At 36.5% G+C, this 22,342-nt stretch carries 20 protein-coding genes; 17 read left to right on the plus strand and 3 right to left on the minus strand.

The window, feature by feature from the left end; genetic code table 11:
• The first annotated feature begins 123 nt into the window (after positions 1-123).
• From AC52CF_RS00770 to AC52CF_RS00815, 10 genes are all read left to right on the plus strand, one after another.
• The gene (locus AC52CF_RS00770; protein ID WP_496517731.1) at positions 124-3,591 is read left to right on the plus strand and encodes a T9SS type A sorting domain-containing protein; all 3,468 of its coding nucleotides are present in this window, start codon (positions 124-126) and stop codon (positions 3,589-3,591) included.
• Positions 3,592-3,728: 137 nt separating this feature from the next.
• Entirely contained in the window at positions 3,729-4,877 is a 1,149-nt protein-coding gene (locus tag AC52CF_RS00775; RefSeq protein ID WP_375181365.1) for a hypothetical protein, read from the plus strand.
• A gap of 51 nt (positions 4,878-4,928) precedes the next feature.
• The gene (topA, locus tag AC52CF_RS00780; protein WP_375181364.1) at positions 4,929-7,505 is read left to right on the plus strand and encodes a type I DNA topoisomerase; all 2,577 of its coding nucleotides are present in this window, start codon (positions 4,929-4,931) and stop codon (positions 7,503-7,505) included.
• A 152-nt stretch (positions 7,506-7,657) separates the two neighbouring features.
• Positions 7,658-8,269: a Crp/Fnr family transcriptional regulator gene (locus AC52CF_RS00785; RefSeq protein ID WP_375181363.1), complete on the plus strand. Its 612-nt coding sequence runs from the start codon at positions 7,658-7,660 to the stop codon at positions 8,267-8,269.
• A 66-nt stretch (positions 8,270-8,335) separates the two neighbouring features.
• Positions 8,336-8,914, plus strand: a complete 579-nt coding sequence (locus AC52CF_RS00790; protein ID WP_375181362.1) for an NAD(P)H-dependent oxidoreductase — start codon at positions 8,336-8,338, stop codon at positions 8,912-8,914.
• A 62-nt stretch (positions 8,915-8,976) separates the two neighbouring features.
• Positions 8,977-9,675 carry a type 1 glutamine amidotransferase domain-containing protein gene (locus tag AC52CF_RS00795; protein ID WP_496517732.1) on the plus strand — a complete coding sequence of 233 codons (699 nt, stop codon included), beginning with the start codon at positions 8,977-8,979 and terminating at the stop codon, positions 9,673-9,675.
• 9 nt (positions 9,676-9,684) lie between these two features.
• The gene (locus AC52CF_RS00800) at positions 9,685-10,629 is read left to right on the plus strand and encodes an aldo/keto reductase (protein ID WP_496517733.1); all 945 of its coding nucleotides are present in this window, start codon (positions 9,685-9,687) and stop codon (positions 10,627-10,629) included.
• 129 nt (positions 10,630-10,758) lie between these two features.
• Positions 10,759-11,022 (plus strand): muconolactone Delta-isomerase family protein, encoded by a 264-nt coding sequence (locus AC52CF_RS00805; RefSeq protein ID WP_076396619.1) that lies wholly within the window; start codon positions 10,759-10,761, stop codon positions 11,020-11,022.
• Positions 11,023-11,163: 141 nt separating this feature from the next.
• Entirely contained in the window at positions 11,164-11,541 is a 378-nt protein-coding gene (locus AC52CF_RS00810; protein WP_496517734.1) for a cyclophilin-like fold protein, read from the plus strand.
• A complete protein-coding gene (locus AC52CF_RS00815; RefSeq protein ID WP_214587493.1) occupies positions 11,531-12,631 on the plus strand; it encodes an alpha/beta hydrolase in 1,101 nt (366 codons plus the stop codon). The genes AC52CF_RS00810 and AC52CF_RS00815 overlap by 11 nt, the downstream gene beginning before the upstream one ends.
• A gap of 727 nt (positions 12,632-13,358) precedes the next feature.
• Here the strand turns inward: AC52CF_RS00815 and AC52CF_RS00820 are convergent.
• On the minus strand, positions 13,359-13,493 hold the full coding sequence (locus tag AC52CF_RS00820) for a hypothetical protein (RefSeq protein ID WP_336711091.1): 135 nt from the start codon (positions 13,491-13,493) through the stop codon (positions 13,359-13,361).
• Between the two features lie 10 nt (positions 13,494-13,503).
• On the opposite strand from AC52CF_RS00820, the gene AC52CF_RS00825 reads away from it, so the two are divergent.
• Positions 13,504-13,608: a hypothetical protein gene (locus AC52CF_RS00825; protein ID WP_336711089.1), complete on the plus strand. Its 105-nt coding sequence runs from the start codon at positions 13,504-13,506 to the stop codon at positions 13,606-13,608.
• Positions 13,589-13,915 carry a helix-turn-helix domain-containing protein gene (locus tag AC52CF_RS00830; RefSeq protein ID WP_214587492.1) on the plus strand — a complete coding sequence of 109 codons (327 nt, stop codon included), beginning with the start codon at positions 13,589-13,591 and terminating at the stop codon, positions 13,913-13,915. Before AC52CF_RS00825 ends, AC52CF_RS00830 begins: the two co-directional genes overlap by 20 nt.
• 247 nt (positions 13,916-14,162) lie before the next feature.
• Here the strand turns inward: AC52CF_RS00830 and AC52CF_RS00835 are convergent, their stop codons facing one another.
• Positions 14,163-14,894 carry a hypothetical protein gene (locus tag AC52CF_RS00835; RefSeq protein WP_496517735.1) on the minus strand — a complete coding sequence of 244 codons (732 nt, stop codon included), beginning with the start codon at positions 14,892-14,894 and terminating at the stop codon, positions 14,163-14,165.
• A 22-nt stretch (positions 14,895-14,916) separates the two neighbouring features.
• A complete protein-coding gene (locus AC52CF_RS00840) occupies positions 14,917-15,300 on the minus strand; it encodes a hypothetical protein (RefSeq protein ID WP_214587490.1) in 384 nt (127 codons plus the stop codon).
• A gap of 166 nt (positions 15,301-15,466) precedes the next feature.
• On the opposite strand from AC52CF_RS00840, the gene AC52CF_RS00845 reads away from it, so the two are divergent.
• The 5 genes from AC52CF_RS00845 (at position 15,467) to AC52CF_RS00865 (ending at position 22,157) form a co-directional block, all read left to right on the plus strand.
• Positions 15,467-16,537 carry a formimidoylglutamase gene (locus tag AC52CF_RS00845; RefSeq protein ID WP_214587489.1) on the plus strand — a complete coding sequence of 357 codons (1,071 nt, stop codon included), beginning with the start codon at positions 15,467-15,469 and terminating at the stop codon, positions 16,535-16,537.
• A 3-nt stretch (positions 16,538-16,540) separates the two neighbouring features.
• Complete coding sequence (locus AC52CF_RS00850) at positions 16,541-17,542, plus strand: glycosyltransferase family 2 protein (protein WP_214587488.1); 1,002 nt, start codon at positions 16,541-16,543, stop codon at positions 17,540-17,542.
• Between the two features lie 90 nt (positions 17,543-17,632).
• Positions 17,633-18,763 (plus strand): glycosyltransferase family 4 protein, encoded by a 1,131-nt coding sequence (locus AC52CF_RS00855; protein ID WP_214587487.1) that lies wholly within the window; start codon positions 17,633-17,635, stop codon positions 18,761-18,763.
• A gap of 33 nt (positions 18,764-18,796) precedes the next feature.
• Entirely contained in the window at positions 18,797-19,651 is an 855-nt protein-coding gene (locus AC52CF_RS00860) for a polysaccharide biosynthesis/export family protein (protein ID WP_214591151.1), read from the plus strand.
• 4 nt (positions 19,652-19,655) lie between these two features.
• Positions 19,656-22,157, plus strand: coding sequence for an exopolysaccharide transport family protein (locus AC52CF_RS00865; RefSeq protein WP_496517736.1), 2,502 nt, complete (start codon positions 19,656-19,658; stop codon positions 22,155-22,157).
• Positions 22,158-22,342: the final 185 nt, after the last annotated feature.

Below are 22,342 nucleotides of genomic sequence, written 5' to 3' on the forward strand. Positions count from 1 at the left end.
ATAAATTGTAGATAATTGTTTTATAAATTTATTTTATTATAATGTACTTTTATAAAATAATCTGATTTTTTTAATAAGGGTTTAAATGTTGTACTAGTTTGATAACATCACAAATTCAAGGATATGAAAAAGTCATTTACAAATCTTGCGGCACTTATAAGTTGCCTGTTTGCATATGAAGCTTATGCAAAAGAAAGTCCTGAAACAAAGAACTCTGGTTGGACAGTATCAAAAAAAATATATTCCTCATATTCAGATTCTTTAGTGAAATCTTCACAAAAAGAAGATCATCTTGTTACCATTAATGGAAAATTATTAGCTGCGGATTGGACAAAAGCGCCCAACAGTTATATTTTTGACCCAACACAAAGCAGCAGTGGTATTTACATTCCAGTAAAAAAAGCTTATGCAATGTGGGGACAGGATAAATTACTGGGCGGAACAGGAATTCCTTCCGGTAAAATAACGGCAGATGTTCTCTGGGAGGATGTTCATGGCTTAATAAAATCGGATCCTGTTTATCAGCTTGAGATAATAGATTCCGGAGAATATGCTAAAATTAAAGTTCCGGTAAATAAATCTAAAAAGGGAAATGCTGTCATTGCCTTCAGGGTAGATGGAGAAATCTATTGGTCGTGGCACGTTTGGGTTACAGATGACCCTTCCAACGGATCTGCCTATAAAAGTTATCCCGAGGTGAAAAGACAAAAAGCAGACGGAACCATCGAAACGATTCCCGATGAGGAATGGAAATGGATGGACAGGAATCTTGGAGCGATAAGCAGTTCTATCACTGCAAACGACTGGAACAGGAACGGAGGACTGTTGTATCAGTGGGGAAGAAAAGATCCCATTCCGCCATTGGTTTACCGGGGGAATGATTTCTACGAAGTTTCAGGATCAATAGGAAGGGTTAGACATAGGGGAGCCAAAAACTTTACAGGAGCTGCTAATTTTGATAATTTAAGAAAATTTGTACTGCTTTCCAATGCAACGGTTTCCAATAATCTGAAGCTGTCGGTAAAAAATCCTTTGAGTTTAATCTACGTCAATAAAGATGATAACTCAGGAATTGCTTATTATAACAACAATGCAAATCTTATGGTTAATTGGTTTGGCAGAATGCCGGGCTTAAATGACAGCCAGCTACCGGAACTCAATCTTTGGTCAGATAATTCTCTTGGAAAAGTTACTTCAGGATATAATAAAGATATTGGTGCGCAGCCTTACCGGAGCAAATCTCCTTACGATCCCTGTCCGAACGGATGGCGTATTCCTTCGGTATTGGTAGCCAATTTAGCGTCGCCTGCTTATGTTGATGATATCCGTGTAGATTTTTCTCCTTTTGGCGTAAGAACAAATATGTCCAAAAATGTTTTCGAAAGCAATAATTACCATAAAATAAAGCCTACGGATTCAGTAACACCAGGTTTTATGACCAATTTTAAGCTGTATCCAAATTTCGGTTTTGATCTTTCAAATGCGGGAGGTTTGGATATGGGAATTTTTCCCGGAACGGGAGCAATTGTTTGGAATGCGCATCAGGGGCAGTTTACGGATCAGCATCAGACCACCTTATGGACCGCAACGATGGCAAGACATTTTGATTCCACGCCTTCGGTAGGAGCAAGAACACTGTTTTTAATTCCTGATAAAATGCAGTCGGATATTCCGGATTCTAATTATCCTGATGTAAAAGGTCGGTACTGGTATTTTCCGCTTGCCGGAAATTCTACAACAGATGCTGCAGGCTGCAGATGTATAAAAGATCCTCTGTATGTGGTAAACGAATATGATTTCCCTACAGAATATATCGTTTCCGAAACTGAATATCGTGAAGGTTTGAATAACCCGAATACGTATCAGGTGGTAAAAAATACTTCAGCTTTTACCGTGGAAATTCCTGTTAGCAAAGCCTTTTCTGTACAAAGTCAGCTTCTGAATAACAAAGATATTTTAAACTCAGTTAACTTTAATAATCTTAAAGCCAATGTTCTGTGGACAACCAATACAGGTTTAGTGAATAGTGTTACCATTGTTAATCCTTCACCGGCTTCTCTGGGGGCAATTTCTTCCTCCAAAATTGCAGTTACCATTAATCCAAACCAGAGCGGAAATGCGGTGGTAACTCTGCATAACGGTAGCATCACCAATCCGGTGTACTGGTCATGGCATATCTGGATAACTGATACGGCGGTAGGTTCTTATAATTATACAACAGAATTACCCATAACTTCAGTAACGAACTATGTAAATTACGTTCCGAAGGCAGATAATGTTTTTCAGACAGAATTTATGGATAGAAATCTTGGCGCGACCGATGCTTTTCCTGTTGTGGCGAATCCGTTAACGCCAACTGCAGCAGAACTGGCAAAAATTAAAGCTTCCACAGGACTTCATTATCAGTGGGGAAGGAAAGATCCGTTGCCGATCTTCCAATATGCAGACGACAGAACGTCTTATCCTGTTTATCTTGGAAATACCGCAAATGGAACTTTAACCTACACAACACTTTCTGCGGCTTCCTATAATGATTTAGCCGGAAATTATATTGTGCCCTACAATACCTACAGCAATTCGGCAAACGCCAATGTTTTGGCGGCGGATAAAATTTCAGACAAAGTTTCAAAAGTATTGTCGTACTCTGTGAAAAATCCTTTGGTTTATATGATTCCGAGTGCATTTGCACCGTATAACAGCACAACTCCGGTTTATACCAACGGAACAGACTGGCTCGCCAATGAGCCCAATCTTGCTCCCGACCGATGGGGAAGAGGAGGCAAAAAATCGCCGTTTGATCCTTGTCCGGAAGGATGGAGAATTCCTGATCTTACCGGAGTTATGATATCAACGGGACAGGATTTCGGATTCACTCCATGGTATAAAAAAGATAAAAATGCAGCCACTTCATACAGCATCATTACAGATTATCTGGGACAGAGAGTTAGAAGAAGTGCTTCTGCGAGTTATACCATCGGATATATGTTTAACGATTCGTCTTACAAAACAGGAAACTATCCGAATTCCGGATCGCGTGGTTTCAGAAGTGTAACAGCAAACCAAACGGCAACAGGAACGTATAATTTCATCAATTATCAGTATCCCGGAGTGTGGACTGCCGCTCTGAATTCAAATTATATCGGAAGACCGGTTAATATTTTATTTGATGCCGCTTCTACCGCCAACCGAATGATCGCTTTTCATGATAACAACGATCCGTATTTCGGGATGAGCTGCCGTTGCGTAAAAATTAAATATGATGCCGAAGGAAATGAAGAAGGGGTAATTCCTAAGCTTCAGATCACTTCTTTGCCAGCTTCAAAGCCTTCTGCGGCTCTAAGTAAAAATGATGTTCAGGCGATTAGAGAGGATAAGATTTCCTTCTTTCCGAATCCTGTAAAAGAGGAACTGTACATCAAAACACCGGATAGCAGAAACGGATATTATTATCAGATTTACAATATGTCCGGACAACTGGTGAAATCCGGAAAATTTGAAAACGGAAAAACCAGTCTTTCGTCATTAATGACCGGAACCTATTTGCTGAGAATTAACGATTCAAAAGAGATAGTAAAAATCATTAAGGAATAATTGATATAAAATAGCAACCCGAAGAGAAATAAAACGGTAATTAAGTTAAAATCATTATTTTTGAGTCTTAAATAATGAAAACAAACTGAAAGCTGTTTTGTTTCTCTTTTTTTGTTCCAAATTTTTCAAAACACATTATGAGGCTAGAAAAAGTCGTATCGAATTTCAATATTAAAATTGGTATCTATTTTTTAATTGCAGTTACGGCTGTTTATACGCTTGTATTCACTTACTATTACAATCTTAAGGACGACGGATATATTCTTGGAGACTGGCTCATCAATTATCAGGATGGAGGATTTAAAAGGAGAGGTCTTTCCGGAAGTTTCTTTTTCCTGTTGCAGGATCTTACCGGATTACGGCTGAATTATCTTGTTTATTTTGTTCAGTTTTTAATTATCTCAGGATTTTTCTGGCTGTATACCAAACTTATCCGGTATAAAGTCACCGATCTTCTTTATTTTTCACTTTTACTGTCTTCCATTGGTTTTGTGGGACTTTTAAATACAGTAACCTATGTCGGAAAAAAAGAATTTATCGTTTTTCTTTTATTTACATGGTTTGCCTATTTGCTAGACAACGACAAACTATCGAAGAACAAAGAATATTTTTTCTGTATTGCACTTTTCGTAACGACCTTTCTGCACGAAGTTGTTTTGTTTTACGTCCCGTATTTTGCGATTGCTTTATATCTGAAAACAGGAAAATTTGAATTTAAAAGATATCTCAAATATTTTCTCTCCGTTGGAATCCCCACGCTTTTAATCCTGGCTTTTGGTAAAAATGTAAACGAAGGAAGATCTCTTCAGATTCTTTGTGAAAGAGGAGTTCATCCTACCTACGGAATTTTTTATTGGAACATCAATGAAAGAGATTATATCAGACAGCACAGCAGCGAATATGTTCTTTATTTTTTAAGTTTAGCAATAAGTATTTTTCATATCGGGTATTATTTAAAATTTCTAAACAACCGAAAGATTTTATCTATATTGTTAATCGCAGCCTTTTTGTTTTCATTTCCCTTGTTTTATCTCGCCATCGATTGGGGAAGATGGATGTATATTCACATGATGCTCATAATTGTCCTCTTTGCTTTGCTGTTAAGGAAAGAACGCAGCATTTACGCATTCGAACCCATTGTGATCAGCCGTAAATTTTACATTACCCTTTTCATCATTATTTTCTCATTATTATATAGAGTAGAGATGTCCGGAAAGGGCTTTACTTTCGAAGGAATTATCTACAGAGTCTTCGTTGCGCCGCTTGAATTATTAAATAAAATGTAATTCAAAAAAACTATCTAATAAAAAAACTTTACTTTTGCAAAAATTTCTGGAATGTCGAAAAATTTAGTAATCGTTGAGTCACCGGCAAAAGCAAAAACTATTCAAAAGTATTTAGGTAAGGATTTCGAGGTAAAATCAAGCTTCGGACACATCCGGGATTTGCCTAAAAAAGGAATGGGGATTGATCTGTCGACCTTCAGTCCGGATTACGAAGTTTCTGCCGACAAAAAGAAATTGGTAACCGAACTGAAAGCTGCCGTGAAAAAAGCCGATATGGTCTGGCTGGCTTCCGATGAGGACCGTGAAGGAGAAGCTATTGCATGGCATTTGGCAGAAGAGCTGAAACTGAAGCCCGAAAACAGAAAAAGAATTGTTTTCCACGAAATTACCAAAAATGCCATTCTGAAATCTATTGAAAATCCCAGAGATATCGATCAGAATCTCGTCAACGCTCAACAGGCAAGAAGAGTTCTCGACAGGATCGTAGGTTTTGAAATGTCTCCGGTTCTATGGAAAAAAGTAAAACCGGGATTATCTGCGGGAAGAGTACAGTCCGTTGCCGTAAGATTAATTGTGGAAAGAGAAAAAGAAATCCGTGAGTTTGTACCGAAAGCAAGTTTTAAACTGGACGGAATTTTCTTAAATAAAACAAAGCAGGAAATTTCTGCGAAACTTAAAAAGGATTTCGACAAAGAAGAAGAGGCTGAAAAATTCTTAGAACAGGCAAAAACCACCGAGTTTAAAGTTTTAAATGTTGAAACAAAACCCGGAACACGTTCTGCTTCTGCACCTTTTACCACTTCTACATTGCAGCAGGAAGCTTCTTCAAGACTAGGATATAATGTAACGAACACGATGCGTCTTGCGCAGAGATTATATGAAGAAGGATACATTACCTATATGAGAACCGACTCGGTAAACCTTTCTCAGGAAGCGATTGAAGGCGCAAAAAAACAAATTATATCAGAATACGGAGCGGAATATTCTGCACCGAGAAATTATACCACAAAATCGGCTTCTGCACAGGAAGCGCACGAAGCGATCCGTCCTACAGATTTCGCTGTGAAAACAGTGGGAGATGCCCAATTGAACAGATTATACCAGTTAATCTACAGAAGAACACTCGCTTCTCAGATGGCGAATGCTAAAATTGAGAAAACGGTAATTGAAATCGGGAACGCAAAACTTCCGCAGCATTTTGAAGCACAGGGTGAAGTCATTATTTTCGACGGTTTCCTGAAAGCTTACGGAATTGTAAAAGCTGAAGAAGATGACGAAGAAAACAACGAAAAATTGCTTCCGAAAGTTACCGTAGGAGAAATTTTAGACTATAAAAAAATAACCGCAACCGAAAAATTCACAAGACCGAGCGCAAGATATACCGAAGCAGGTCTGGTAAAAAAACTGGAAGAATTGGGAATCGGTCGTCCATCGACGTATGCACCGACCATTCAGACTATCCAGAACCGTGAATATGTGGATAAAAGAGAAATTGAACCGCAGACGAGAGAAGTGGTGAAAATTTCTTTAACCAACAATACCATTAAAAAAGAAGTCCTTGATGAAAAATTCGGAGGGGATAAAAATAAATTCGTTCCAACGGACACGGGTGAAGTTGTAAGTGATTTCTTAACCGATAATTTTAAAGAAATCTTAGATTACGGTTTCACGGCAAGAGTAGAAGAGAGCTTCGACGAAATTGCAAACGGTGACCAGAAATGGAAAGAAATGATGACGAATTTCTACTCGAAATTCCATCCGAGAATTGAAGATGTAGAAGAAAATGCAGACCGGGCAACGGGAGACCGACTTCTGGGAGTAGATCCGAAAACAGGGAAAAATGTTCACGCAAGAATCGGAAGATTCGGAGCAATGATTCAGATCGGGGAAACAGACGATGAAGAAAAACCGATCTTTGCCTCGTTAATGGCGGGACAGAATATTGCAACCATTACTTTTGAAGAAGCGCTGGAACTGTTCAAGCTTCCATTCGATTTAAATGAAGTGGACGGACAGCCGGTTTCTGTGGGAGTCGGAAGATTCGGACCGTATGTGAAATGGGGAGAAACGTTCATCAGCATTCCGAAAGGGGAAGATCCGCTTTCTATAGATCAGAAACGTGCAGAAGAGATTATCAACGAAAAGAAAATCGCCGATGCGCCGATTGCAACCTATAAAGGTGAACCGGTAACGAAAGGAACGGGAAGATTCGGACCTTTCATCAAGTACAAAGATATTTTCGTAAACGTTCCAAAACGATACGATTTTGAAAACCTTTCTCAAAGCGACATCAATGAATTAATTGATGCCAAACTCGAAAAAGAAGCGAACCGATACATCCAGCAATGGGAAAAAGAAAAGATCTCTATTGAAAACGGAAGATGGGGACCTTTCATCAAATTCGGAAAGGCGATGTTCAAGATTCCGAGAAAAGCAGATGATACCAAATATGAAGGAGAGGAGTTAAAAGAAATTTCTCTTGATGAGGTTAAAAAATGGATTACCGATCAGGATCCGAAAGCTTTTGCAGAGAAAAAGAAACCTGTGGCAAAGAAAGCTACAACCGCTAAGAAAACAACCACTACCAAAAAGACAACGGCAACAAAGAAGCCTGCCGCAAAAAAGTAGATGGATTTTTAAGAATAGAAAAGCACAGATTTTGGTCTGTGCTTTTTGCTTTTCTATGAATTCATCTTTAAATTAAAACAATAATTCTTTCTCTTTTAATCGAATACAGGATTATTAATCAAATGATTTTATAAATTTGAGAAAACAAAAAAATGAAGAAAGCCCCCAATATATATCAGCCGATTATAGATTATTTTGAACGTGTTGCCGCTTTGGATGAAACCGAAAAAGATCTTGTTAAAGAGTTCTTTACCTATCATAGCTTTAAAAGAAAGGAATTTTTATTGCGCGAGGGAGAAATCTGTAATAAGTTCTGTTTTATTGTAAAAGGCTGTATGCGGATGTATATGATCGATGAAAAAGGGACCACTCACATTCTTCAGTTCGCTGCTGAGAACTGGATTATTGTTGATGCTTTGAGCTTTAGACAGCGTACTGCTTCAAACCTCAGTATTGATACTCTGGAAGCTTCTGAAGTTTTGTACATTACACCGGAAAACTTAAAGTTGTTATACGAAAAAGCGCCGATATTCAATTATATTATTCGTGATCTGCTGGAGAAACATTTAACAACGATCCAAAGAAGGCTTCTGCAATACATGAGTTCTACGGGCGAGGAAAGATATCTGGCTTTCCTGAAAACATATGCCCAGTTTGCCAACAGGCTTCCGCAAACCCAGATTGCAGCTTATTTGGGCATTACTCCGGAGCATTTAAGTAAAATACGCAAAGATATTACCAAACCCAGACATTTTATTTCTTAAGATACATTAAGGGTAAGAGGCACCGTGCCGTTCTACATTTGCATTATCAAATTAAAATAAATGAAAATGCAAAATGTACTGATTGTCTCAGGACACCCCGATTCAGAAAATTCTTATGCCAATACAGCCGTTTTAGAAAATATTTTAAAACTTTTTCCCGATGCCGGAATAAGCCGTTTAGACCAGCTTTACCCTAATTTTCAGATTGACGTAAAATCTGAGCAGGAAAAACTTGTAAATGCGGATGTCATTATCTGGCAGTTTCCTCTGCACTGGTATTCTTTTCCGGCTTTGATGAAAAAGTATATTGATGATGTGTATGCTTTCGGTTTTGCGCACGGCGCAGGTGGAGATAAGCTGAAAGGTAAAAAGCTGATTCTGTCATTCACTACAGGCGCATCAGAAGATTTGTATGATTATGGAAAAGCAATGAATTATCCGATTGGGGATTTTCTGCCTCCGCTTATCCAGACTGCAAAACTTTGCCGGATGGAAATTCAGGAGCCTGTTTATTCCATGGGAATGCAATATATCCCCGGCGTTTATCCCTTTGAAACTTTAGAAATTATAAAAGCCAAGGCTAAAGATCATGCCCACAGATTAGCTACCCTGGTGAGTGAAATGCTAATGACTAAGAAAGATTAAACACAAATTTCATTCATAGAATTATATAACAAACTAAAAATAAATTCAAACAAAACAAAAAGATGAATACAGTATTAAAACCCGTTCTTTGTGTTGTTACAAGCAATAATGTAAAAGGATCTACAGGTATTCCGACAGGATTCTGGTTAAGTGAATTAACGCACGTTTTAGAACAGTTGGAAAAATCAGGTGTACCTTATGAATTAGCGTCTGTTAAAGGTGGGGAACCTCCCGTTGATAAAGACAGCCTAGATGTGTCTGATCCTGTAAATGAACATTATCTGAATGATGCGGAATTTCAGCATCAGTTAAAAAATACCATTAAGATCGATGATGCAGATGCTTCCGGATATTCCGCAATATTTTTTGCAGGCGGTCACGGTACCATGTGGGATTTTGCAGACAGCGATGGCATACAGAAAGTGACGAAAGAAATTTATGAAAACGGAGGCGTTGTTTCTGCGGTTTGTCACGGTCCTGCAGCATTAGTGAACGTTACATTAAGCGACGATACGTATCTGGTAGACGGTAAAAAATTAGCTGCTTTTACCAATGACGAAGAAGCGGAAGTTCAGGCTACGGATATCGTTCCTTTTCTTCTGGAAACCGCTTTGATTAATCACGGAGCATTGCATCATGCAGCATCGAACTGGACGAAAAATGTAATTGCAGACGGACGTCTTATTACAGGACAGAATCCGGCTTCCGCAGCAGGTGTGGGAGAAGAACTTGCAAAACAGCTTACCAATAGTAACAAATAAAATTCAACAATGAAAAATTTACCAAAAATAGCATTAGGAACATGGTCCTGGGGAGCAGGTTTTGCAGGAAGCGATCAGGTTTTCGGAAACCATTTAACCACCGGTGAGCTAAAACCCGTTTTTGATGAGGCAGTGAAATCAGGACTTAACCTGTGGGATACGGCACTGGTTTACGGGATGGGATCTTCCGAAAAAGTACTGGGCGAATTTATAAAGGATTATCCGCGTGAAGATCTGTTCATATCAACCAAGTTTACCCCTCAGTTTGCAAAAGAATCGGCGAATCCTGTGGAAGAGATGCTTCATCAAAGCTTTGAAAACTTAGGAACAGAGTATGTCGATTTTTATTGGATTCATAATCCCGTAGGAGCGCCCAAATGGGTTTCCCACCTTATCCCTTTATTGAAAAGCGGAAAGGTTAAGAATGTGGGAGTTTCCAATCATAATCTGGAGCAAATACAACAGGCGAATGATATTCTGGCAAAAGAAGGTTTTAGAATCTCTGCCGTTCAGAATCATTACAGTTTATTGTACCGTTCTTCGGAAGATGCAGGAATCTTAGACTACTGCAATGGGAATAATATTACATTCTTTGCTTATATGGTTTTGGAGCAGGGAGCTTTGTCTGGAAAATACAATACGCAGAATCCTTTGCCTGAAGGAAGCGGAAGAGGCAATACCTACAATAAGATACTTCCTCAGTTGGAAGAGTTGACGGATGCAATGCGCATTATTGGAGAGCGTAAAAATGCTTCAGTTGCACAAATTGCTGTCGCGTGGGCGATCGCAAAAAAAACGTTGCCCATTATTGGTGTGACAAAAGCTGCTCAGGTAGAGGAGATGCTTAAAGCATCTGCTATAGAACTTTCTCAGGATGAAATGAATACTATTGAAACACTTGCCCGAAATGCAGGCGTAGATACCAAAGGTTCCTGGGAAGAATCTATGGTGTAGTATCTTGTTTACCACATCCGATATAAACGTATTTCTTAAGATAGATTAAGGGTAAGAAACAGATACCCTGTCTACATTTGCAGTATTAAAACAGTTGATAACAATTTAAAATGATAAAAAAATAAAAAAATGAAAACAGTAATCGCCAACGTAATTAATGATTTAGCTAAAATTCCAAATCTGGACGAATTAATGCCTAAAGAAATGGCAAGAGCAACAGAATTGGTAGAACAGGGAACATTAAAACATCTGTTTATAAAGGATGATCATATGGGAGCCGTATTGGTTTTAGCAAATGTAAATGCAGAAGAAGCCAAAAAAGTAATGGAGTCTTTCCCGATGTTTCCTCACTTTCAGGAAATTATCTATACCGAAACAGAACAATCTTTTTAAGCCTTACGTAATAGAAAGCCAGTAGTATTGCTGACTTTCTATTTTTACTAAAACGAGTTTTTTGTTCTGAAAGTTTCTGCAGGCAAACTATTCATTTAAAATAGGATAAGCACAAAGATTTAAAAATCAAATACAGAAAAAATGAATCTTAAGATCACAATAAACAGCAAAGTATTTAAGGTTAATCTACAGGATAACGCCACTGCTAAAGTCTTTAAAGAATTATTGCCTCTTACGCTTGATATGAAGGAGCTTAACAGCAATGAAAAGTATGCGGAATTGCCTGAATCTTTGCCTGTTAAAGCATACAGTCCAGGTAAGATTCAGAATGGAGATCTCATGCTTTATGGAAACAATGTTGTCGTGTTGTTTTATAAAACGTTCTCAACTTCTTACGCTTATACCAAAATTGGAAATGTAGATCATGCAGATGATTTGGCGGATGCTTTAGGCTCAGACAATGTACTTGTAAAATTTGAATCAGACTCACCATATGAAACCGTTTATAATGAAAAATAGAGTCAAAATATTTATCATGACCTTATTCGCTTTAGGAATCTCCTTCAGCCAGGCTCAGCAGTCAAAAACTAAAAAATTAAACACAATGGAACATTCAGACCAATATACTTTCCTTTTGCATGAAAATGTACTTCGCAAAAAAGTAAGCTTCAAAAACCGTTACGGAATTACCCTTGTGGGAGATCTCTATACTCCAGAAAATGCGGGCAACAAAAAACTTCCTGCATTGGTGGTGAGCGGACCTTTCGGAGCTGTGAAAGAACAGTCGTCAGGATTATATGCAAATGAACTGGCTTCCCGGGGTTTTATCACCTTAGCTTTTGATAATTCTTTCACAGGAGAAAGCGGAGGTGAAGTCCGTAATGTCGCTTCGCCTGATATTTTTACGGAAGATTTTTCGGCGGGGGTAGATTATTTAGGATTATTGCCGAATGTAGACCGTGAAAAAATTGGGGTTATGGCAATCTGCGGATTAAGCGGAATGGCATTAACTGCCGCGACAAGCGACAGCCGGATAAAAGCTGTAGCAACGGCTTCTATGTACGATATGTCCAGAAGCATTTCAAAAGGATATGCCGATTCTTATACTGATGAACAGCGTCACAAAATTATCGATTATCTGAGTGAGCAACGCTGGGCAGACGCGAAAAACGGTACATATGATGTGGCTTTGCATGAAATTCCGTTTGATGATAAAGGAAACTTAATCATTATAAAAAGCGGATTGCCGGATCAGCTTCCTCCCGATTCCAATCCTGTTTTAGCGGCATTTTACGATTATTATAAAACGCCGAGAGGATTTCATCCGAGATCTGTTAATTCTACAACAGCCTGGACGGCTACAACGCCGGTTGCGTTTTTCAATTTTCCCATGGCAGCCAATATAAAAATGATTTCACCGCGTCCGATCTTGTTGATTGCAGGAGAAAAAGCGCATTCCCGTTACTATTCTGAAGATGTCTATACATCAGCTTCCGAACCAAAGGAATTGTATATTGTTCCCAACGCTAATCATGTTGATTTGTACGATAGAATGGATAAAATTCCATTTGATAAAATTGAGGCTTTTTTCAAAATGAATTTGAAATAGAACTAAAAGTCTGTCTAAAAAATACCAAGGGAATCCGCATCAGTTCTGATGCGGATTCATCTGTTTAGAAACCATATTCGGAAGTCCGGCGTTCCGTAGGAACGCTATCTTGTTAAAATTTTTTTCAGAAGAAAATTTATGATGGTATTTTTATTATTCCTCATTGAAATAGATTTTAAATAAAAGATGTTCCGAGATTTCCGCGTCGGCAGATATGAATTCAATTATAATAAATCCTTCTGATGGTGGGTTGGTGTTAATTTATATTTCAAAGTATATCTAAGTAGCATCATTGAGTATAGATGAGTATATTTCCTTAAGGTTTCCTTTGTGCATTTTCTTTTTATTTGCAAAAAAATGCAATGAAAAAATTAATATTTTACTTCCGATTTCTCATAAACGGACTTACGGGAACAAATTCCGATGATATTTCTGATAATTTTTTTACGATAACCGGATTCGGCAAGGCTGTATTGTCTATCAATACATCTCTACTGTGTAAGGAATATCCTCTCTAAAAAAAATCGTGGTTCATCGAAATGAAAATAGTATCAAATTTTAAAGAAATCCATATAGGCTCATATGTTAAAATGAGAGTGGATGAATTGGATATAGATTTAGTACGGATATGCAATTTTCTGAAATGCTCAGAAGCTGAGGTTGCAGAGATGTATAGAAAAGAAAGCATAGATTGCAATGTACTTTTAAAATGGAGCAAATTACTGAATTACGATTTTTTCAGATTGTATTCCCAGCACATTATATTGTATGCTCCACCTGTTAAAGCATCCGATTCCACAAAGATATCGTCTCTTCCGAAATTCAGGAAAAACATATACACTAAGAATCTTATAGAATACATTTTGGAACTTATGAGATCCGGAGAGAAAAGTGCAGACTCTATTATGCGGGAATACGGAATACCCAAGACAACATTATACAAATGGAAAGCCAAGCATGATGAGAACAATTCCTGATTATAAGAAAATTTATCATGACATTATTTTAAAAATATGTCCTGAAAGGGAAACGGAGTTTAAGTATTTTTTAGATAAAGAGACTTTGTTATCCTGGGATATAGTGAAACTTGATAATTTAATTTTTAATAAGAAAGATCAGGACTCTGTAGTATTTAATCAGAGACACCGATCATATGATGATGAGACGATTCTGTACATCATAAAATATCAGAAAGAGCATAAGATGAATAATTTTCATACTTCAAAGTATTTTAGAATCAGCAGAAACACTTTAACGAAATGGAAAAAAATATATAAAATTTAATTATATCAGAAAAAATATAGGTACTGTTTAGAATATTTAAATCATTCATTTCTAAGTTAAATTTTTTATTAGGTACAATCATCCGTCTCACAAACATTTGTGAAACGGATTTTTTATGAACAAAACGATAATTTGTATTGATAAATCAGGGAGTAATATCCATTCTGAGCTCATAAGTATACGTACGCAATTCCGGTCTGATTTTGTCACTCACCGGATATCATTCCGTATTTGGTATTCGAATTCTTTAGGGAAACTTCTCTATATTGGTTTTTACAAATTCATAAAGACGTTCTTCAAGGAGCGGTTTCAGGAGGATAAACTTCTCTTCTGCTGCAATAAATTCTTTATTGTTGCGCAGCTCATTGGTTGCTTTTACGTAATTATTATGGTCTTTTGAAGTTTCGTATTTTTCGTAAAAAGAATTTGAAATATTCTGAGCTTTTTCCAGATAATCTGCAAGTTGAGTCAGATTCAGCTTTGTTCTCATTTGTTCAGTTACCATGTCGAAATGATGAAATAAAGCACTCTCAAAATCTTCCCAGTTTTCAAAATAGAGCCATTCCATTACAGTTACAAAACTGTATAATTCGATTGGAAAATCTTTTATTTTGTTGGGAGCATTCAGAAAATTTCTTTTCCAGTCATATTTTTTTACAATTGCTGAAAAGATTTTATCCAAAGCTTCCTCCTTATCATGATCTTTCTTTAAAATAAGTTCCGTTGTGGTAAAATATTTAGTTTCAATTATTTTGATGGTCTGCTTAATATCAAAATTATTTTCCCGAAGATGATGAAGAGCAATTTTAGCTTGTATTCCGGTCTTATTCACAATGATCGAAATACGTTCTTCTGTAAAATATTTTTCAGCTTTATCTGTATTTCCTTCGGCTTTTTCTAACAAAGCCAAACCCTGTCTTTCTCCGATCGGGATTCGCTGCTGTAATATTTCAAGCTTGTCTTTATACATTTTATTCATGCGGAAAGGATTTTAGGATCAATCAGCCAACCAGAGTGCTGTCGGTAATTTCCCAGTTGTTTATCTCTAAGATTACCTGTGTAGAACCAAACCTAAGCCTTCCAATCGCTATTTTCCAGGATACAGGATCACTGAAACTCTCCGGAAGATCAATTTCATGAATGTTTACAGGCATTTTATAATTTACCAGACCTTTAATATCTTCTGCATGAAAATCTTCAAGATCAGCTCTTGCAAAATCCTTGTATTTTTCTAAATGAACATTGAGCAATTCCAACAGAAAATCAATATGTTCCTCTTTTAATTTTGTGAGTTTAATTTTATTCTCATTTCCACCGTGTGTTCTTAATTCTTTATTAATGGGGGCTAAAAGTTTTTTTAATTCGTCTCTTTTCGTGCTGCTCATGTATTTTTGTTTTAACGGTTAATTTAGAATCTGAAATTTAAGATTAAATTTTTTATCAGTTTTAAAGAATAAACGATTTTGATTTTTAAAGTGCTTTAGTATTTAAAATGAGATAAATAAGAGTTCTAATATTTTTGTAAGTTTGCGAAAACAATGGAGACTACAAATGAATTTTGAAGATTTTATCATTTCCCCAAGAAATTTCAGGACAGAAAACTGGCATATCGGGGCAGGAATCACGAAGGAAATAAAAGAAGACAGTATCGTACTTCTTTTTGTTTCGGATTACAGAGGCGCAAATGGGGATGCAGAAGTTCAGGATTTTACAGGGATCAGGAATGAATTCTATAAACTCTCACAGCTCGATTTTGAAATTCCGATAGTTGATCTTGGAGACCTTGTTTCCGGAAAATCTGTTCAGGATTCTCATTATATTCTGCAGGAAGTATTGTCTGCCTGTCATTACAAAAGAGCCATTCCGGTGATTGTGGGCGGTTCCAATGATTTTGCTTTTTCGCTTTTTTCGGCGCTTAATTTCCATACCAAAAGCATCAATTATACCCAGATCAGCAATATTATTTCCCTGAAACAGGGCGAAATGATTAATGAACATACCTTTTTAAGCAAGATTTTCGGAGCTAAAACTTTTTCTATTAAAAATTACCATCATTTAGGCTATCAGAAACATCTGAATGAAGCAGATTCAGTAAGATTAATCAAAGAAGTTGAATTTGATATTATCCGCCTTGCTGAAATGATGAATTCTACCGAAAAAACAGAACCCTTCTTCAGAAAAGCGGATCTGGTGACAGTAAATTGTGATGCCATCGAAAGTTTCAGCGAACCTTTTTCCATGAATCCGCAGGTAAACGGACTGAACCGGAGAGAAGTCTGCGCATACATGAAGGAAATCGGTTTAAGTGAAAATTTAAAGTCTGTCGGGATTTTCAACTATAATATTTACTCCGAAAACCAGCTGAATCAACAGCTTCTCGCACAAATGATCTGGTATCTGATCGAAGGAATCAATATTCAGAGATCACACCCGAAAGAAAGACATTATGAAGTGTTTTATGTTTTGGTAGACGACAGACAATATGCCTTCAAACGGGATACTTTCAGTAATCTCTGGTATTTCGGGGACGATGAAAATATAGAAAACTGCGTTCCCTGTTCCCGAAAAGATTTTGATGATGCCAAAAAAGGCTGGCTGAATGCACGACTGACGAAAATATAATGTATGAAAAATGTTCCCTCAAAAGTTTCTGTTATTGTTCCCGTCTATAATGTCCAAAATTATCTCGCAAAATGTCTGGATTCATTAGTCCGTCAAACCTATCAGAATATTGAGATTCTTGTCGTAAATGACGGAAGCAAAGATGATTCTGAACACATTATTCAGGAGTATGCGCAGAAATATCCCGAAAAAATTAAGCCTTTTATAAAAGAAAACGGCGGTTTGAGTGATGCGCGGAATTTCGGCATCGATCAAGCAACAGGAGATTATCTCGGATTTGTAGACAGTGATGATTATGTTGCGCCTTCCATGTTTGAAGAAATGGTACATCTTGCTGAAAAACATCAGTCGAAGATCGTAATCTGCAATATTCAGAAAGTAGATGAAAACGGAAAAGTAACGCAAAAACTTACACAGATTCCCAATATGCCGGAAAAAATTGATCTCGGAAATAATTTTTCCGTTTTTTCCGATCTCAGCTACTTTGCATGCAACAAATTGTTTAAAAAAGAACTTTTTAGGGACAAAAGATTTAAAAAAGGGGCGCATTTTGAGGATATTCAGTTAATCCCCCAGCTTTTGCTGGAATGCGACACCATTTCTCAAACGCAGAATTTCCATTATCAGTATCTTGAACGTACCGATTCCATTACCAAAACCCATACGGAAAAAGGACTGGATATTCTGAAAGCGGTAATAGATGTAGAAGAGGTTTTTGAAAAGTCCGGATATTCCGGCAGAAAGAAAGAACTTAAAAATTTTCAGATTTTTGAAGGAGTGTATTCTTTTCTGGCTTATCTTGCTTTTGTAAAAGACGAAAGAACTTTTTATGATATGTCGGCAAAATTAGAGATATTTATCAAAGATAGAGAACTGAAATTGAAAGATATATTGAATTATAATCGTTTTGATAAGAATTATCTGCTATCTTTGCCACTGAAAAAAAAGATATACTATCTGTTGTTTTTTGCAGGGCAGAAAAAACTGATAAGAAAATTAGTGTAAACACAAATGTAAGTACTGTGTTACTTAGCTCATAAGCCAGACACAAGGTTTTTAGTCGTTAAGCCTTCAAAGTACTTGAATAGAAAAAAAATGAAGAATTTTGAATTGTTCTTAAACCAGTCAGGGATTCCTATTTTTTATGTAAAAGTAGGCTTTGGTTTTTTATTTTCTTTTTTAATCACCTATTTTTCCGTTCCCACGATCATTAAAATTTCCCGCAGGAAAAATTTAATGGACGAACCTGGGGTAAGAAGTTCCCATCTCCGAAAAATCCCTAATCTTGGCGGGATCGCGATTTTCTATTCTATCGGAATCTGTGCTTCTATTTTCGCTTACGAACTGTTTGATCTCTATAAATTTCTATTCGCTTCCCTCGTTATTTTGCTTTACATTGGAGTAATGGATGATATCGTTGTAATGAGAGCCTACAAAAAACTGGTAGCACAGATTGTGGTATCTGCGTTTATAGTTATTGGCTCAGATATAAGGATCAGAAGCCTTTTCGGAATTTTCGGGATCTATGAAATGGAGTATGTTATAAGTGTTATTTTCAGTATTTTGACTTTTATAATCCTTATCAATGCATTCAATCTCATAGACGGAATTGATGGGCTTGCCGGAGGGTATTCTGTTATCTGCAGCGCGCTTTTCGGGATCAGTTATTACAGATTGGGAGAATATAATTATCCTCTGGTTGTTTTATCTACAATTATAATAGGAGCAGTTCTGGCATTTTTGTATTATAATTTATCCAACTACAGAACCAATAAAATATTTATGGGAGATACGGGTTCCATGCTTCTGGGATTCCTTCTTGCTTTTACTTCCATTTGTTTTATAGACATTTTTATAGATAAAAAACTTCCCGGAATTCCAAGATATCACCTCCAGTCTGCACCTGTGGTAGCGGTAGCAATATTAATTTTGCCCATTGTAGACACTCTTAATGTTATTATGGTAAGATTAATTAACAAAAAATCTCCCTTTGATGCAGACAAGAATCATATCCATCATAAACTGTTAAAACTTAATCTTACACACAGAAGATCAAGCTTTTATATTGTTGTATATTATCTCTTTATTGTAACGGTAGCCTATTATCTCCGACATATAAATGTAAATCTTTTATTATTGATTGTACTTTTTCTGGGTTTTTTGGGAGCTTATATTCCGGATTTTATTTATCTTTTGAAGAAGAATAATAAAAAGACTATCAATTAAATCTTTACTTTTGCAAACAACTTGAAAAATATGATGAAGAATTGTAAGCATTTATTACTTTTAGCCCTGCCACTTTTAATCACCACATCTTGTATTACTACAAAAGATGTAAGATATATGCAGCCCAGCGAAAGCCTTGTAATTAATGAGGAAGGTTTGATCCCCTATAATATTCCTGTCTACAGAATTACAAAGAACGATATTTTGAACCTGAACATTGTGACTACGCCTAAAGGGGACGCCGCACAGTTCTATTCTTCCCTGAATACTTCAGGATCTGGAGCCGCTACCAATTCCATTGCTAATGGAGGAGGTGCTTCTTCGGGAGGGACAGGTGGAAATAGTACTTTTTACTTTAACGGATTGAAGGTTGATAACAACGGAGATATTAATGTTTTCGGAATAGGGTTTATCAAAGCGGAAGGAAGGACCATTGCGGAGGTGAGTAGTGAAATTCAGGATAAGGTTAATGAAAACTTTCAGGAAGGCAAGTCTGAAGTACGCTTAAATACCAACGGAATTACATTTTATGTCTTGGGAGATGTTGAAACCACAGGCGTTACCGGCGAGAAAGTTGTTCACAAAAATACACTTACTATTACAGAAGCAATTGCAATGAGTGGTGGATTAAACAGAACTGTTGACCGAAAAAACATTGTCATTCACCGGAAATTACCTGAAGGAATTAAAAAAGCAATTATTGATCTCACCCGTGAAGATGTAATGAATTCTCCATATTTTTACGTTCAGAACGGAGACGAAATTTACCTGAATACAAGAGCGAAAAGTCTGAACGGATTAGGAAAAGATCCTATCCAGACTTTAACAACAGGAGTTTCTGTGATTACAACAGCCTTATCTATCTACCTACTTTTAAAAAACCTTTAATACTATGATTCCGGGAAAAGAAACAAAGGTAGAGAAAGCAGATTCTCACAAAGAAAAGCACGGCAGTTTTGCCTTATTTGATGTTGAGCACTTTTTACGCAGAATACTGAGAAATTGGTATTGGTTTGTTTTAATGCTTTTTATCGGGTATGGAATTTCGTGGATGTACAGTAAATACTACGCTCAGAATATTTATGCATCGACCTTGTCTTTAAGTATTTCCAATAATACTTCAAGTTATTTCACGCCCAGCCAGTCTATTAATTTTATCTGGGGACAGGGAGGAAATCAGGACGGGGTATATCTGAAAAAAATGCTTTTATCCAGAACCCACAATGAGTTTCTGATAAAGGAGCTGGATCTTTTTGTAAATTATTCCACAAAAGGACTTATTAAATCAACTTATCTGGATAAAGATGATTCTCCCGTTTTTTTACAGGTAGACAGAAAGCATGGGCAACAGGTAAATTATCCTATTACATTAATTCCTAAAGGAGGGGATTCTTACGAAGTCGTATTACCTGAAGAAGGACAATCTCAGAATTTATATAGTTTTGAATCTGAAAGTTATACAACCATTGATCCTTATGGAAGACCTGCGAATAAAATTATTCGGGTAGGAGAGTGGTATACTTCTCCTAATTTGAGATTCAGACTGTTAAAAAATCCTGTGAATCCAAAAATTAAATTAACCAATATAATTGTAAATTTAAATACGGTTAATCAGACGGTTAATGATATTGTTTCCACAATCGGAGTGGAGTTTGATAAGGAGATTAATACCATCATGATTATCACCAAGAAAGGTTATAACCTTAACAGTACGGTGAATTTCCTTAATATGTCCGTAAAACAGCTTCAAAAGAAAAGACAGGCTGATAAAGTTTTGGTGGATCAGAATACCAATGTATATTTAAAGCAAAATCTGGATAATATCAGAAAAAAGTTAGATTCCAGTGCCAATGTTCTTAATTACATGAAGACAACCGAAAAGCTTTATGATATTAAAGACAGAGATGAAAAATCATTAACAGAAATTAAAGATCTTGAAGCCAAAAAAGCTGATATTGAAAGCAAAATAAGCTCCCTGAATCAGATTAAAAACAGTCTGGAAACCCAGAATTTCGAAAAAATGATCAGCACTAATGCTGCAGGTTTCCAGGACGGATTTTTCAGTGCTTCTGTAGCAGAACTGAAGGCTTTATATCTTAAGAGAAGAGAAATGGCTTTAATTTACAAGCCAAATTCTGAGCCGATGAAAGAGATCAACAGATTGATTGATGAGGCCAGAATCAGTTCAAATGGTGCTTTACGAAATTATTATACTGCTTATTACACAGAAATTAATAAAATTAACCAAAAAGTCGGGAATGCAAATTCCGAATTGGCAACATATCCTGAAAAGCAGAGAAAATATCTAGATGCAGAAAGAGGATATAATATGATTGAGGCTACCTACAACAGCTTGCTTACGAGACAGAACGATACAGAGCTGAGAATGGCGGGAAACCAGTCGGATATCAGTGTAATAGACCCTGCTAAAAATGTAAGCCAGCCACCAATTGGCCCGAATGTAAAAGCTACAAAAGCCGCAATTATAGGAGGGCTTCTTGCTTTGCCATTACTGTTTATTTTTATTGGAGAAATATTAGATAGTAAAATTCGGAATATTAAAGAATTGCTTAATGCAACTAAAATTCCGCTTCTTGGAGTTATCGGAAATAACAATCATGAAAATATGCTTACCGTTCTGGATCAGCCAAAGTCTTCTGTTTCGGAAGCGTTCAGAGGGGTTAGGGCAAATGTAAGATTCTTATCCGGAGAAAATGATGGCAGCAAAGTAATTCTTGTTACTTCTTCAATTGGGGGGGAAGGTAAAACCTATGTTTCTATCAATTTGGCTTCCGTTTTGGGATTAAGCGACAAAAAGACCATTCTTTTGGGGATGGATTTAAGAAAGCCTAAGATATTTGGTGATTTTAAAATTGATAATAAATATGGTATCTCAAATTACCTTACAGGTGAAGTGGGAATAGATCAGATTATCAATAAAACAAGAATTCCAAATTTGGATGTGGCAACCTCCGGTCCTATTCCTCCGAATCCGTCTGAGTTGCTGATGAGTGAAAAAAACATCAAATTTATCGAAGACCTTAAAAAAATATATGATTTCATCATCATCGATTCTCCTCCGGTAGGTCTGGTCGCGGATTCTTATGAGCTGATGAAACACTCGGATGCTAATATTTATGTAGTCCGCCATGAATACACAGAGAAGTATATGCTGAAAATGATTACAGAGAAATACCATACCGGAGAAATCGGACATTTAGGTCTTGTTTATAATGATTATAATACAAAACAGGGCTATGGATATGGTTACGGCTACGGTTATGGCTACGGATATGGTTACGGTTATGGCTATTTTGATGAAGATAAAAATTACAGAGAACCAATGCTGATAAGAATTAGAAATAAAGTTCAGTCAATATTCAATAAAAAATAATACATTTAAGCCCTCATCTAATGGGGGTTTATTATATCGTGATAATTTTGATTCTATTAAAAAAAGAATAATTTTGCTACTTTATCGTTTACTTTATAACAAATTATGTTTTTTTGTTTATTTTTAACTAAACATTAAGATTATCATTAATATAAAAAAGTTTTATATTTGCAAAAATTAAATTT

It is taken from the genome of Chryseobacterium sp. 2P (assembly GCF_059579425.1).

What these genes read in the sequence shown, in the direction of transcription:
- AC52CF_RS00770 (WP_496517731.1), top strand. Translation starts at nt 124, where the DNA reads ATGAAAAAGTCATTTACAAATCTTGCGGCACTTATAAGTTGCCTGTTT.
- AC52CF_RS00775 (WP_375181365.1), top strand. Translation starts at nt 3,729, where the DNA reads ATGAGGCTAGAAAAAGTCGTATCGAATTTCAATATTAAAATTGGTATC.
- topA (WP_375181364.1), top strand. Translation starts at nt 4,929, where the DNA reads ATGTCGAAAAATTTAGTAATCGTTGAGTCACCGGCAAAAGCAAAAACT.
- AC52CF_RS00785 (WP_375181363.1), top strand. Translation starts at nt 7,658, where the DNA reads ATGAAGAAAGCCCCCAATATATATCAGCCGATTATAGATTATTTTGAA.
- AC52CF_RS00790 (WP_375181362.1), top strand. Translation starts at nt 8,336, where the DNA reads ATGCAAAATGTACTGATTGTCTCAGGACACCCCGATTCAGAAAATTCT.
- AC52CF_RS00795 (WP_496517732.1), top strand. Translation starts at nt 8,977, where the DNA reads ATGAATACAGTATTAAAACCCGTTCTTTGTGTTGTTACAAGCAATAAT.
- AC52CF_RS00800 (WP_496517733.1), top strand. Translation starts at nt 9,685, where the DNA reads ATGAAAAATTTACCAAAAATAGCATTAGGAACATGGTCCTGGGGAGCA.
- AC52CF_RS00805 (WP_076396619.1), top strand. Translation starts at nt 10,759, where the DNA reads ATGAAAACAGTAATCGCCAACGTAATTAATGATTTAGCTAAAATTCCA.
- AC52CF_RS00810 (WP_496517734.1), top strand. Translation starts at nt 11,164, where the DNA reads ATGAATCTTAAGATCACAATAAACAGCAAAGTATTTAAGGTTAATCTA.
- AC52CF_RS00815 (WP_214587493.1), top strand. Translation starts at nt 11,531, where the DNA reads ATGAAAAATAGAGTCAAAATATTTATCATGACCTTATTCGCTTTAGGA.
- AC52CF_RS00820 (WP_336711091.1), bottom strand. Translation starts at nt 13,493, where the DNA reads ATGTATTCTATAAGATTCTTAGTGTATATGTTTTTCCTGAATTTCGGA.
- AC52CF_RS00825 (WP_336711089.1), top strand. Translation starts at nt 13,504, where the DNA reads ATGAGATCCGGAGAGAAAAGTGCAGACTCTATTATGCGGGAATACGGA.
- AC52CF_RS00830 (WP_214587492.1), top strand. Translation starts at nt 13,589, where the DNA reads ATGATGAGAACAATTCCTGATTATAAGAAAATTTATCATGACATTATT.
- AC52CF_RS00835 (WP_496517735.1), bottom strand. Translation starts at nt 14,894, where the DNA reads ATGAATAAAATGTATAAAGACAAGCTTGAAATATTACAGCAGCGAATC.
- AC52CF_RS00840 (WP_214587490.1), bottom strand. Translation starts at nt 15,300, where the DNA reads ATGAGCAGCACGAAAAGAGACGAATTAAAAAAACTTTTAGCCCCCATT.
- AC52CF_RS00845 (WP_214587489.1), top strand. Translation starts at nt 15,467, where the DNA reads ATGAATTTTGAAGATTTTATCATTTCCCCAAGAAATTTCAGGACAGAA.
- AC52CF_RS00850 (WP_214587488.1), top strand. Translation starts at nt 16,541, where the DNA reads ATGAAAAATGTTCCCTCAAAAGTTTCTGTTATTGTTCCCGTCTATAAT.
- AC52CF_RS00855 (WP_214587487.1), top strand. Translation starts at nt 17,633, where the DNA reads ATGAAGAATTTTGAATTGTTCTTAAACCAGTCAGGGATTCCTATTTTT.
- AC52CF_RS00860 (WP_214591151.1), top strand. Translation starts at nt 18,797, where the DNA reads ATGAAGAATTGTAAGCATTTATTACTTTTAGCCCTGCCACTTTTAATC.
- AC52CF_RS00865 (WP_496517736.1), top strand. Translation starts at nt 19,656, where the DNA reads ATGATTCCGGGAAAAGAAACAAAGGTAGAGAAAGCAGATTCTCACAAA.